Genomic DNA, 12,923 nt, shown 5'->3' on the forward strand with positions numbered 1-12,923 from the left:
CAGGGCTTGCGCCGGTCATTGCCCGGACTTGTCACCTGGCGGATGGGGAGGAGCACCGCCGACGGGTGCCGCGGGTCGTGGAAGACCTGCTGGTCGGCGGTACGGAGGGTGGTGGCGGTGGCGCGGGGTTCGCCGGTGCCGGGGTTGCGGTTGTAGCGGGGGAAGGCGCCGCTGGAGATCTGGACGCGGATGCGGTGCCCGCGCTTGAAGCGGTACGCGGTCGGCCACATCCGCACCTGCGCCGCGCGGGTGTCGTCGGCGCCGGTGAGGCTGAGCAGGCCGTCGCAGACGTTGGTCGAGCGGCCGTCGGCGTCGACATCGCACAGCCGGACGAAGACATCGGCGAAGGGGAGGCTGGAACGGAAGAAGATCTCGGCGCTGACGTCGCCGATGATCTCGACGTCGCCGTCCAGCGCGGCAGTGGTGTAGGTGAGGACGTCGGGGCGGGCCTCGAGGGCGGTGTTGTCGACGCGCCCGGCTTTCTCGCCGAAGGCCATGCGGACGCCGCCGACGGCGGGGGTGGGGTCGGCCGGGTCGTAGCGGTAGCCGTCAGGGGAGGAATCGGCGGGTGCCTCGGTGCCGAGGGCGCCGTCCGGCTGAAGATGGAAGCGCTGGGGCTCGTACCCCGGCGGCGGCCAGGACGGGAAGTCGCGCCACTTGTCCTCGCCCATGACGAACAGGCGTACCGGGGCGCGCTCGGCCGGCTGCTCGCCTCTGGCCAGGGCCAGGCCGAAGTCGAGGGCCTCGGCAGTGTAGGTGTGGCCCACGCCCATGGAGATATGGGCCCAGGGGCCGACGGTGAGACGAGCGTTCCGCAGAGCGCGGTAGTCGCGGAGCTGGCCGGGCAGGAAGATGTCATACCAGCCGCCGACCGTACTCACCGGCACGGTGATGTCCGCGACCCGGTGGCGGTGGTCGAGGTCCCGCCAGAACGGCCCATCGGCGTCGTGGACGAGGATGTTCTGGATGTAGTCGTAGTGGCGCCCGATCGCGGCGGTGTCGGCCTGGTTCAAGGGGAGCGTGCGCAGGGCGCGCTGGACCTTCTTCCTCTCACCACCTAGCTTCCCGCCCAGCATCTGGCGCAGCATGCCGAACCTGCGCTCCTGGCCGGCCACCTGTACGCCCCAGACGAACGGGGTCTCCAGGGAGAAGGCGTCCCCGTGCAGGAAGTCCAGGGTGAGGGCCGATTCGGAGACCCCCGGGATCATGGCCTTGACCTGGGGCGGCGCGGCGTCGGCGACCGCCCACTGGGTGAAGCCGCTGTAACTGGCACCGACAAGGATCATCGACTCGCCGAACCAAGGCTGCTCGATCACCCAGTCCAGAGTGTCGAGGCCGTCTTCGCGCTCGCGGCGCAGCGGGTCGAACGGGCCGTCGGAGCCGAAGGTGCCACGGGTGCTCTGGATGAGGACCTGGAAGCCGCGCTCGGCCAGCGGCCGGACCATCGGCGCCGCGGTCATACCGGATCTGCCGTAGGGGACGCGGATGAGCGCGGTCGGCAGGCCGTCGCCGCCGGTCGCCGGGGTCCAGCGGTCGGCCAGCAGGACCGCGCCGTCGCGCATCGGGACACGCAGGTCGCGCTCGACGGTCAGATCCCTGGTGAGTGGCGGGGGCAGACGCAGCATGCGCTGGACGAGGTGGCTGTTCAGGTTCATCGGGGGTGCCTTCCGGTGGAAGGGGCGAGGGCGGGGAGGCCGCGGGCATACGCCGTCGCGAGGCGTAGCAGGCGGTCGGTGAGTTCTTCGGGGTCGAGGGGGTCGTCGGCGTCGACCACCCAGTCGTTGACGATCGCGCCGGTGCCGCCGGTGATCATCGTCGCCAGGTCCCGTGCCGTGTCGTCGTCGAGATCGCCGAACACCTCCCGCAGGCCTGTCGAGGTGATGAGCGAGCCGAACAGCCTGTTCAGGGCCCTGGTCATGGGGAAGGCGCAGGATCCGGTGAGCATCGCGCGGTAGAAGGGCCGGTGCCGGGCGAAGTGCTGGGCCATCGCCAGCACGCGCGCGCGACGTGGCGCGCTGTCGTCGCCCGCCTCCGGAATGAGCTCCCGCTCGACCAGGTCGGCCGCGGCCGCCACGAGGAGCGCGTCACGGTCGCCGAACTGCAGATAGACCAGTTGCCGGCTGACGTTCGCGGCATCGGAGAGATCCCCGACGGGAAGGGCCGTGGTGCCGCGCTCGGACACCAGGCGTACCGCGGCGGCCATCAGCGCGGCGCGAGAGCGGAGCACCCGGCGGTCTTGTCTGACTTGCACGGCGCCAACCCTAGACATGTGTTAGAAAATAGACAACTGTTAAATCAGTCGTTTTAAGGAGCCCAGCGATGTCCGTAGTCGAACCCGAGGTCCGCACCACCGCCGGCGTCGTGCGCGGCCGTACCGAGGACGGCCTGGCCGTCTTCCGCGGCATTCCGTACGCCGAACCCCCGCTCGGCGCGGCCCGCTTCCAGGCGCCGCGACCGGCGCGCCGCTGGGACGGCGTACGAGAGGCGTACGAGTTCGGCCCGCCGGTCCCGCAGGACACGGACATGGGTGGTCGCGGCGGCGGGGACTTCTTCACGTTCAAGGGCCCGGGTGACGACTGGCTGACGGTCAACGTCTGGACGCCCGCCCCAGACCCGGCCGCCCGCCGCCCGGTGATGGTGTGGATCCACGGTGGCGCCTACAAGCTCGGCTTCTCCGGCAGCCCCGGCTACGACGCCCGGCACATCGTCCGCGACGGCGACGTGGTGTTCGTGTCGCTGAACTATCGCCTGGGCATCGAAGGCTTCGCCGGCATCGAGGGCGCGCCCGCCAACCGGGGTCTGCTCGACCAGGTCGCCGCCCTGGAATGGGTGCGGGACAACATCACGGCCTTCGGGGGAGACCCCGGCCAGGTGACCATCCTCGGCGACTCGGCCGGCGCCGGGTCCATCGCCTCGCTGATGGTCATGCCGAGCGCGGCGGGCCTGTTCCAGCGGGCCGTCGGGCAGAGCCTGCCGGGCACGTTCCTGTCCGGCGCCCTGGCCCGGGACGTCGGGGCGGCCATCGCCGCCGAGGCCGGCCTGCGTCCGACGGCCGAGGAGCTGTCCGGTGTGGATCCGCGGGAACTCCCGGCGGTCGGCCAGGCGCTGTCGGCCAAGATGCGGCAGAACGAGGATCGCTGGGGCTCCTTCGCGCACACCCTGTCCCTGTACTCTCCCGTCGTCGACGGCGAGGTGCTGCCGACCACGCCCTGGGAGGGACTGGCCCGCGGCGCGGGACGGGACGTGGAGCTGATCATCGGCCACAACCGCGACGAGTGGCGGACCTTCCTGCTCCTCGGCGACCTGTTCGGCAAGGTCACCGAGGAGCAGGCGGCGCGGACGCTGCGGCGCTACGGTCCGGGCGAGGACGGCGAACGCGCCTACCGCGCGGCGTTCCCGGACGCGTCCGCCGAGGACCTGTTCGAGCTCGTGCAGAGCGACTGGCTGTTCCGCATGCCGACGCTGCACCTGGCCGAGGCCCAGGTCGCCGGGGGCGGGCAGGCGTACCTGTACGACCTGACCTGGCAGTCCCCGGGCACGGGCGGACTGCTGCGGGCCTGCCATGGCCTGGACGGCCCGCTGCTGTTCGGCACCTACGACGCCCACCTCGGCCCGGTGGCCATCGGTCCGGAGCACACCACCGAGGCCCGCGCACTGACGGCCCAGATCCGTACGGCCTGGACGACCTTCGCCGCGACGGGCGACCCGGGCTGGCCCGCGTACGACCCCCGGCAGCGCCTGACCCAGGTCTTCGACACCACATCGTCCGTCACCGCCTACCCCGAGGAGACCTCGCGCCGCCTGTGGCAGGACCACACCTTCGAGCCGCTACCCCTGCTGACCGCCTGAGGGCCCGTGTCATGAGCTGACAGAGAGCGGCGGCCCAAGCCCTGCCCGGCCACCTCAACCTTTTGACAAAGCATCGCCGTCGGCGGATTGGAGCTGTCACCGCAGTGGAATGATGCCGAACGCGGTGGAGATCCCCGTACTGCCGCTGTCGCGAGGCGCGGGCCACCCTCCCCTTCACCGCTACCGATGCGCATGGGAGGACGTTGTGAGCACGAAATACGGAGTCCACTCCGAGGTGGGCACGCTGCGGCAGGTGATCGTGCACCGGCCCGATCTCAGCCTCAAACGGCTCACCCCGGCCAACAAGGACGACCTGCTCTACGACGACGTGCTCTGGGTCAGCCGCGCCCAGGTCGAGCACGACATGTTCGTCGAGATGATGCGCGGCCGCGGCATCGAGGTCTTCCACCACCAGCAGTTGCTCGCCGAGGCGCTGGAGGCCACACCCGAGGCCAAGCGGCACGCGGTGGAGCGCACGGTCACCCACCTGACGGTGGGACCCTCACTCGTCGACGAGATCCGCGCCGAGCTGGCCTCCTGGAGCGGGGACAAGCTGGCCGAGCACCTGATCGGCGGGCTCACCAAGGAGGAGTTCGTCACCGCGGCCCAGGCCAGCCGCGAAGGCTTCGACGCCTGCTCCCTGGTCACCGCGATGGCCAAGACCGGCTCGTTCATCCTGCCGCCGCTGCCGAACTCGCTCTACCAGCGCGACCCTTCGGCCTGGCTGTACGGCGGGGTCTCGCTGAACCCGCTCTATTACCACGCCCGCCGCCTGGAGACGATCAACCAGAGCATCATCTACCACTTCCACCCGATGTTCGCCGACGACGGATTCGCCTACTGGTACCCGCCGATGGGCGACGACGGCAACTTCGACGAGGAGGACTTCGGCCGCGCCTCGCTGGAGGGCGGCGACATGATGCCGATCGGCAAGGGCACCGTCGCCATCGGCGTCAGCGAGCGCACCAGCCCGATCATGATCGAGCACCTGGCCATGGAGTTGTTCGCCGCCGAGGCCGCCACCAGGGTGCTCGCGGTCAACATCCCGCCACACCGCTCGTACATGCACCTCGACACCGTGTTCACACTGCTGGACGTCGACAAGGCCACCGGCTACCCGCCGGTCGTGGAGAACGCGGCGGTCTACTCGCTCCGGCCCGGCGACAAGGCGGGCACTCTCGACGTGCACCGCGAACCGAACCTGGCCGCCGCCTTCGAGGACGCGCTCGGCATCGGCAAGCTCGACATCATCTCCACCGGCGGGGACGACCACCAGCGGGCCAGGGAGCAGTGGGACAGCGGCAGCAACTTCGTCGCCCTGGAGCCCGGCGTCGTGGTCGGCTACCACAAGAACGAGTTCACCAACAGGAAGCTGCGCGAGCACGGCGTGGACGTCATCGAGATAGAGGGCTTCGAGTTGGGCAAGGGCCGGGGCGGCGGGCACTGCATGACCTGCCCGATCCTGCGCGACCCCATCTAGCAGCCGAAGCGAAAGGCGCGGGCCACCGTCCCCGCGCCATCCCCCCGCCACCGGCCGCGACCGTTCCCGCCCATGGGGTCGGTCGCCGGCATCGCCGCAGCGGGGAGGACCGCGATGACCCATCCAGCAATCATTCTCTTCCTGGCCCTGTTCGGGCTCTACAGCCCCGTCGCCGCGCTCGCCTCCTATCTGCCGATCGTCCGGCCCTATGACCACAAACAGGTCAACCGGCTGGCGCTCGGACTCGCCGTCAACGTCGCGGTCTTCGTCCTGGCGGCGCTGTGGATCGGCGAGCCGCTCCTCAAGCTGCTCGGCATCAGCACCGCCGCGCTGACCGCCACCGGAGGCATCGCCCTGGCCTATGCCTCCATCCCGCTGATGCGCGGCAAAGCCGGGGCCGTCGAAGAGCTGGAGAAACTCCAGGAAGAGGAGAAGCTGGGCAGCACACTGCCACCCGAGCCGGCGCCGCACCCCAAGACCATCCTGTACACCCCGCTCACCTTCCCGTTGACCATCGGCGGCACCACCTTCGCCTTCGGTGTCGCCGCCTCGGCGGCGGCGACCAACATGACCGACAAGATCGCCCTGTCAGTCGCCGCCCTGTGCTTCGCCGTGGTCACCGGGCTGACGCTTTACCTGTCCGGCCACGTCCAACGGCGTATCTCGCTCAAGGGAGCCATGCTCCTGGACCGGATCGCGGGCATCCTGCTCACCGCCATCGCCGTCATCCTGCTCGCCAACGGCTTCACCGACCTGGTCACCGCACGCCTCAACCAGTGAACGAAGCGGCGTGCCCGATGATCTCGCGCGCGATCTTCGCGGGCACGGCGGCCGTCGCCATGTGCGCGACGTCGTCGAGGATCAGCAGGCGCGCCCCCGGTATGCCGGCCACGTAGAGCTCTTGGCTGGCGGGAGGGGTGGCGACGTCGGCCGAGCCGCCGATGACCAGGGTCGGCGCGGTCACGTCGGTGAGGTCGTCACGTACGTCGGCTGCCGCGAGCATCTCGCACGCGCGCGCGTACTGTTCGGCGTCGTTGGCCAGGAGCATGGCGCCGTAGCGCCGGACGATGTCCGGGTTCTCGGACGCGAACTCCGGGGTGAACCAGCGTTTGACGACGGTGTCGCGGATCACGGCGAGCCCGGCGCCGCGTACGGCCGCCGCGCGTTCGATCCAGGAGCTTCGCGGGAGCACCGGCGCGGAGCAGATGATCGTCAAGCTGCGTACGCGGCCGGGCTGCCGTGCGGCCGCCCGCGCGGCGACCATCCCGCCGAGGGAGACGCCGGCCAGGTGCGCCTGGTCGAGCCCGAGCCCGTCGAGCACGTGAACGAGATCATCGACGAGGTCGTCCAGCCGGAAGGGCCCGTCGGCGGCGTCCCCGGCGCCGTAGCCGCGCTGTTCGTAGCGGACGACGTCGAGGCGTACGCCGCGCGTGGTCGCGTCAGTCAACGCGGATCACCTCGACGGCGCCCACCTCGATGTCGATCACGATCGCGTCCGTCTCGGTGCCGACCTCGTACGGAGATCCGGACAGCGACGTGACCACGGGCCGATCGCCGGCCACCCGATGGGGGATGCGCAGGCGGCCGCGGATCGGCACAGGGTCGATGAGCCGTTCCGGCCGGCCGCCCGAATGGTTGATGAGATGGATGACGAGGGCGTCGCCGGACCGCCCGACCACGATCTCGACGCTGGTCGCGAACTCGGCGGACAAGATCCGCGCATCGCCGATCCGGTCGGCCACGGTGTCGGCGATGAAATCCGCGACGCTGCTCAGCCCGCTGACTCGCTGGGTGGTGCCGGCGGTCCACGGCAGCAGGGTGACGCGACCGCGACCTCGGGGCAGGCTCACCCGGAGCGGGTAGGGCGTGAAGTTCTCGTTGCCGTACGTCAGCTCGGGCGGACCGAAGGGGGCCTGCTCGGAAAGCAGCCATCCGTCGTGTTCGCCGCCTTCGACGCCCCAGAAGGTGCCGAGGAGCGGCAGCCGGTCCCCGAAGTGTCCGTCCGGACGGGCGCCGAAACGCCCGCCGAGCTGACGGGTGCCGTCGAGCACAAGCGTCACGGCGGGTTCGTCGAGCAGCGCGGAAGGGTCACCCGTGAGGATGAGCTCGCCGCCGGCGTCGGCGAACTCCAGGAGTGCCGCCGCCAGCTCGGGCGTGGTGATCGCGTCGGCGGGCACCGCGATCACCGCGTACTGGGCGAGCGCCTGCCGTTCGACGAGTTCGCGCGCGTACTCCGCGCCGAGGACGTCGAACGGGATGTGCCGCTGCTGGAGGGACTCGAACAGCCCCCGGTACTCGGTGAAGTCCGAGCGGTACTGCATGGCCGCCATCGCGGTGCCGCCCGGCGGGCGCACGATGGCGACCGGGGCGCACGGCCGCAGGTCCGCGTACAGATCGTGGTTGTCACGATAGATCTCGAGCACGGCCGTCGATCGGGCGAACGCGGAGAAATGCTCGGTCGTCGGCTTGCCGATCACCACGGCCGAGGGGCGGGCGCCTCGGGCGAGCGCCTGCGCGAAGTAACGCGCGTACTGTGCGGGCTGCTCACCGACCAGGCGGTAGGGCAGGCCGACGTTCTGGGAGGAGTGGACGAGCGCCGGGGTGTGCGGGTGGGCCGTCTTGTGCGCGCTCGCGAGCTCGCCGGGCGTGTGCTCCCACCAGCTCTGGCCGGTCGAGATCGGGCTGTTGGTCTCCAGGAACACCATGTCGGCGCGGGCGTCGGCGAGAAAGAGCGCGATTCCGGGCGGGCGGGTCTTGACGAGCCGGGCGTACCGATCGGCCAGCGCCTGAAGATGCCGTCCGTTCAGCACGGTGAGGGTGGCGTGATTGTCGTGCTCGAAGCCCGTGGGGTATTCGAGATCGGGGTACGCCTCGCGGAAGGCGGTCAGGCAACGGCCGCAGTGGCACGTGCCGTAGAAATCCATGGTGTACGACGCGACGGGGAACTGCATCCAGTTGAAGAACACGCCGTCCACGTCATATCTGTCGACGAAGTCGGCGAGGATCTCGGGCACCCGCTTCTCGTAATAGTCGCTGCGCGGGCAGATGTTGGTCAGTCCGTCCGCCTCGCACATCCCGCCGCCGGCGGTGAGGTACGCCCACTCGGGGCGCTCCTGTACGAACCGGCTCGGCAGCCGGGAGAAATCGAAGCGGGTCACGAGCCGCATTCCGCGCCGGCGGCAGTCGGCGAGGGCGTCCGCGATCAGGTCGCCCGAGGCACGCCGCTCCAGCGCGGGGCTCATCTCTTGAGCGTCACCGGTGACCGGATAGAAATAGCAGATGCCGCCCGCGTTGAGCAGCCATACATCGAAGCCGAGCCGCTGGATGAGCCGGGTCGCGGCGTCGGTGTCCACGTCGCCGTCGGGGATACGGATGTTCGACTGGAACAGTTGGAACGGTTCCCGCCACCACTCGGTCATTTGATTCCCGTCGTTGCGATGCCTGTGATGAAATATCGCTGAAGGAACAGAAAGACCAGCACGATCGGCGCGATGGTCAGCACGGACCCGGCGAACATCACCCCGTAGTTGATCGTGCCGTCGCCCTGGGAGAGGAACGCCAGCGCGACCGGGAGCGTGTAGAGCTCCTTGGACTGTGCGACGACGAGTGGCCAGAGCAGGTTGTTCCAGATGGACATGAAGGTCAGGAGCCCGATCGTGGCCAGGGCCGGACCGCAGAGCGGCAGCACGACGCGGAAGAAGATCCGGAACTCCCCGGCGCCGTCGATGCGCGCGGCTTCCAGCAGCTCATCGGGGATGTCGAGGAGAAACTGCCGGAACAGGAAGACACCGCCCGCCCCGACCAGGAACGGCACGATCATTCCGCCGTAACTGTTGGAGAGCCCGAGACCGTTGACGGTGATGAACAACGGCACGAACATCACCACGCCCGGCACCATGATCGTGATGAGCACCGCCCCCAGCACGAGACGCTTGCCGGGAAAGGACAGTTTGGCCAGCGCATAGCCGACCATCGAGCAGAGCAGCACATTACCCGCGACGCTGAAAACGGCGATGGCGACGCTGTTGACGAAGTACCGGTAGAAATCCTCCCCGCCGAGCAGGCTCGCGTAATTGCTCAGCGTCGGGTTTCTCGGGAAGAGCGTCGGCAGCAGCACCTCGACGCCCGGTTTGAACGAGCCGAGGGCGGTCCAGATCAGCGGGAAGAGCGTGACCAGCGCCGCCAGGGTGAGAAGAGCACGGCTACGCCGGCTCGATCGGCTGCGAGTACGTGCCGGGCGGACCCACCGTCGACACGCTCGGCTGGGCCGACCAGCTACGGTGACCCGCCCGGCTCGCCACCCGCGCCATCCCAGCGCCGCCGTGAAGACGGATTAGCCAGCCGTTGCCGCTACGAAGGTGAAGGACCCAGACGGGACGTCATACAGCGCGTATTGACCCTCCATCGCTTGACCCTCCATCGCTTGACCCTCCATCGCTTGACGCTCCAACCGCAGGAATGTGGCCCGAGGTGGGCTGACGACGGAACGCGCGTTCTTGGTCGGCACCCAGACCTCGGCGGTGGTGTTCGCCGGGACGTCGGCCGTCAGCTTGAACCATCGCTCGCCCCGGGTCCACGCGGAACGGGCGACGCCCTGCGGCGTTTCGTAGCTGCCCTTGACCGAGGTGAGGTCGCCGACCGGCTTGGGCTGGATGACCAGGCGCCGGTAGGCGGTGGAGCCGCCGGCCTCGCGGATGCCCGCCAGGCCGGTGTGGAACCACTCCTCGATCTGCGCGAGGATCATGTGATTCTTCGAGGCCCCGCGATTCCAGTTCTCGCCGATCGTCGTCATGCCGCCCGGGTTGGCGCTGGTGGGCTGCATGAAGAAGCCGTAGCTGGGCTGGTCGTCGCCCTGCAACAGCTGCCACAGGACGTCGTCGCGGCCGCCGGCGGCCAGCGCGCGGACAGTAGGGGCCATGCCGATGGTGCCGCCGCTGAAGTGCGGGCCGTCGCCGTTGGGGTGGAAGGCGCGTACGAGCTCGACCAGCGCGTCGAGGACCGCCGGGCGTTCACCCTCGGGGACGAGCCCGGTGTCGAGGGCGAGCGCCTGCGCCGTCTGGGTGGCGCCGGTGGCCCCGGCGTCGCCCGCGCTGGTGTAGCGGCGTAGCTGCTGGTTGTAGAAGTGGGCGTTGAAGGCGTTCTTGATGTCACCGGCGAGTGTCTGGTAGCGGGCGGCGTCGTCGGTGTGACCCGTCAGCCCGGCCATCGTGGCCAGTTTCGTGATCATGACGTAGTAGCCCCAGGTGCCGGTGATCCGGCCCGAGGTCTGGTCGGCCGCGACCCAGTCGGCGAGGGCGGCGTCGACGATGTGCGCGTCCTCGCCCGTTCCCGCCTTCTCACGCTGGATGTAGTCGGCGAAGGCCACCATCTGGTCGTAGTAGCGGGCCATCGTCGAGGTGTCGCCGTACAGCTCGTACAGCAGCGCCGGGACCAGGATGATGGCGTCGCCCCAGTTGATCTCGTCGCCGAAACGTCCGCTGTAGCCCCAGTCGTAGACCGGGGTCTTCAACGCCACGTTGCCGCGCATCGGGGTGTCGGCGATCGACTGTCCCTCGACGAGGTGCCGGATCGTGGTCCGCAGGTAGGCGGCGAGCTGGTAATCGCGATGGATGGCGCCCATCGGCATCGTGTAGTCGGCCGGGTAGGACAGCTTCTCCCGTCCGGGACAGTCGGTGAACACCGACATCATGTTGGACGCGAAGGAGTATCGGGCCATCCGGTGAATGCGGTTGACGCGCGCGCTGGAGGTGGTGACCTCACCCGCCACCGGGGTGGCGGCCTGCAAACGGATGCCCTTGACCAGGTCCTTGGCCGGGGTGTAGCCCTCCGGCAGGCCGGTGACCTGGATCCATTGCATGCCGAAGTAGTTGAAGTCGGGGTGCCAGGTCTCCCCGCCACGAAGTCCGGCCGTGGTGTAGGTGTTGAACAGGTCGCGGCCCCGCGAGCCGCCTCCGCCCATGATCGAGGCCTGGTCGACGGTTCCGTCGGGGGCGAGCGACTCGGCGGGGGACATCCGGATGGTGACTCCGCCGGGCCCCGTGCTCTTGAGGTTCAGCTGCGGCCAGCCGGTGATGTTCTGGCCGAGGTCGAACACCCAGGTGCCTGGGACCGGGTTCGTCATCGAGACCGGCGTGAACGTCTCGACCGCCTTGACCGGCTCCGCCGCGCGGGCGACGAGCCGGGTGGCGAGGTTCGGGGGCGGCGCGATCCCCGCGTTCACCCACGAGGTGGCCGAGCCGTCGCGGCGCTTGGCGGTGGCCGACAGGTCCGAGCCCGGCAGGTCCCAGCCGACCTGCTCGCGCCGTGCGTCATAGTCCGAACCGGAGTACCAGGCGTCGGTGACGAGGGCGCCGAGCGCGGTGCGCCAGCCGCGGTCGGAGACGATGACGTCCGTGGACCCGTCGCGGTAGACGATGTCCAGCCGCGCGATCATGCGCGGGGTGACGGCGGCGCCGGCGCTCGCGTCGCTGGCGGCGATGTTGTTGCCCGAGCCGGTCACCGTCGCACCGGAGGCGTGCGCCTTGGCCAGCCCTGGCGTGAAGGTGATTCCCGTCCCGTCGGCGCCGGCGGAACCGATCGCGGTGATCGTACGGGATTCGAGGTCGTCGCCGCCGTCGCCGGTGTCGATGTTGATGGTGGCGCCGACGTGGTAGTTGGCGACGTCGGTCAGTTTCACCGTCGTGGCACCGGCCCCGGCGTCGGCGGCCAGAGCGCCGGCGCCTTTCAGCTGGCTCTGCCACCACGAGTACGGGGCCGTGCGGCCGACGGCCGCGTTGGTGACGCCGCGCCGCACATAGGCGGGGCCGTTGCCGAGCCGGACGCCGAGGGTGTTGGCTCCGGCGCGCAGGTGATCGGTGATGTCATAGGCGCGGTACTCACTGGAGAGCTGGTAGTTCGCGTATCCAGGGGCGAGCACCTCGTCGCTGAGCCGGTGACCGTTCAGGGTCGGCAGCTGCAGGCCCACGCCGGACAGGTAAAGACGGGCACCGGCCACCTGCTTCCCGCGGTCGACGCCGAACTGGCGGGCGAAGATCGGCATGGGCTGGGTTTCCGTCCGGCCTGGGTACTCGATCCAGCGCGCCGCCCCCCAGTCGCTCTGCCGCAGCAGGCCCATCTCCCAGGAGGCGGGCTTGCTCCAGTCCGACGGCTTCTTGTCGGCGTCCCACACGCGGACGCGCCAGACCACCCGCTGCCGCGAACCCAGCGGCCGACCGGCGTAGCGGACGCCGGTCTGGACCGCGGAGTTCACCTTGCCGGAGTCCCAGATCAGCCCGCCCTGCTGGAGGTTCGCGTCGCTGGTCGCGGCCTGGACCTGATAGGCGGTCTGCGCGTCACCCGGACACGCGGCTCGTGCGGGCGGCCGATAGCAGGGGTGCGTGGTGGCTTGCCGAGTCTCCTTCATCCGCCACCCCACCGAAGGGGTGGGGTCGTCGAGGCCGAGAGGCTGGTCGTATCTGCCGTCCACATTCAGGTCGACCACCTGGACCAGAGGTGCTGCGCTCGCCGGAGTTCCTAGAGGCGGCGAGAGCGCGAGGGCGAATCCCAGGCTCGCGAGCGTACGTATCCGGCGACGTAATCGGGACACAGGTCACTC

Annotated in this window: 8 protein-coding genes and 1 pseudogene; 3 read left to right on the forward strand and 6 right to left on the reverse strand. The window is 69.7% G+C overall.

Annotated elements, in window-relative coordinates:
- Positions 1–53: 53 nt before the first annotated feature.
- Both AB0J16_RS24615 and AB0J16_RS24620 read right to left on the reverse strand, forming a co-directional pair.
- Positions 54–1,655 (reverse strand): annotated as a pseudogene (locus AB0J16_RS24615) (CocE/NonD family hydrolase); the annotation flags it as partial.
- Positions 1,652–2,251: a helix-turn-helix domain-containing protein gene (locus tag AB0J16_RS24620; protein ID WP_358543437.1), complete on the reverse strand. Its 600-nt coding sequence runs from the start codon at positions 2,249–2,251 to the stop codon at positions 1,652–1,654. The pseudogene AB0J16_RS24615 and the gene AB0J16_RS24620, both read right to left, overlap by 4 nt.
- Before the next feature lie 68 nt (positions 2,252–2,319).
- Between AB0J16_RS24620 and AB0J16_RS24625 the strand changes: the two genes are divergently transcribed.
- The 3 genes from AB0J16_RS24625 (at position 2,320) to AB0J16_RS24635 (ending at position 6,109) form a co-directional block, all read left to right on the forward strand.
- Entirely contained in the window at positions 2,320–3,849 is a 1,530-nt protein-coding gene (locus tag AB0J16_RS24625; RefSeq protein ID WP_358543440.1) for a carboxylesterase family protein, read from the forward strand.
- A 205-nt stretch (positions 3,850–4,054) separates the two neighbouring features.
- Positions 4,055–5,329, forward strand: coding sequence for an arginine deiminase (locus tag AB0J16_RS24630; RefSeq protein WP_358543443.1), 1,275 nt, complete (start codon positions 4,055–4,057; stop codon positions 5,327–5,329).
- Between the two features lie 114 nt (positions 5,330–5,443).
- Complete coding sequence (locus AB0J16_RS24635; protein ID WP_358543446.1) at positions 5,444–6,109, forward strand: MarC family protein; 666 nt, start codon at positions 5,444–5,446, stop codon at positions 6,107–6,109.
- On the opposite strand, the gene AB0J16_RS24640 is transcribed toward AB0J16_RS24635, so the two are convergent.
- The 4 genes from AB0J16_RS24640 to AB0J16_RS24655 all read right to left on the reverse strand — a co-directional run bounded on the left by AB0J16_RS24640 (position 6,099) and on the right by AB0J16_RS24655 (position 12,914).
- Positions 6,099–6,776 (reverse strand): alpha/beta fold hydrolase, encoded by a 678-nt coding sequence (locus AB0J16_RS24640; RefSeq protein ID WP_358543448.1) that lies wholly within the window; start codon positions 6,774–6,776, stop codon positions 6,099–6,101. The genes AB0J16_RS24635 and AB0J16_RS24640 overlap by 11 nt on opposite strands.
- Positions 6,769–8,748 (reverse strand): alpha-amylase family protein, encoded by a 1,980-nt coding sequence (locus AB0J16_RS24645; RefSeq protein ID WP_358543451.1) that lies wholly within the window; start codon positions 8,746–8,748, stop codon positions 6,769–6,771. Before AB0J16_RS24645 ends, AB0J16_RS24640 begins: the two co-directional genes overlap by 8 nt.
- Complete coding sequence (locus AB0J16_RS24650) at positions 8,745–9,446, reverse strand: carbohydrate ABC transporter permease (protein ID WP_358543454.1); 702 nt, start codon at positions 9,444–9,446, stop codon at positions 8,745–8,747. The genes AB0J16_RS24645 and AB0J16_RS24650 overlap by 4 nt, the downstream gene beginning before the upstream one ends.
- Positions 9,447–9,662: 216 nt before the next feature.
- A complete protein-coding gene (locus tag AB0J16_RS24655; protein ID WP_358543457.1) occupies positions 9,663–12,914 on the reverse strand; it encodes a family 78 glycoside hydrolase catalytic domain in 3,252 nt (1,083 codons plus the stop codon).
- Positions 12,915–12,923: the final 9 nt, after the last annotated feature.

This window comes from Nonomuraea sp. NPDC049750, assembly GCF_040659625.1.
Lineage (GTDB): Bacteria > Actinomycetota > Actinomycetes > Streptosporangiales > Streptosporangiaceae > Nonomuraea.

Excerpts from the sequence above, each read along its gene's own strand:
- AB0J16_RS24625 (WP_358543440.1), top strand. The coding sequence starts at position 2,320 with ATGTCCGTAGTCGAACCCGAGGTCCGCACCACCGCCGGCGTCGTGCGC.
- AB0J16_RS24635 (WP_358543446.1), top strand. The coding sequence starts at position 5,444 with ATGACCCATCCAGCAATCATTCTCTTCCTGGCCCTGTTCGGGCTCTAC.
- AB0J16_RS24645 (WP_358543451.1), bottom strand. The coding sequence starts at position 8,748 with ATGACCGAGTGGTGGCGGGAACCGTTCCAACTGTTCCAGTCGAACATC.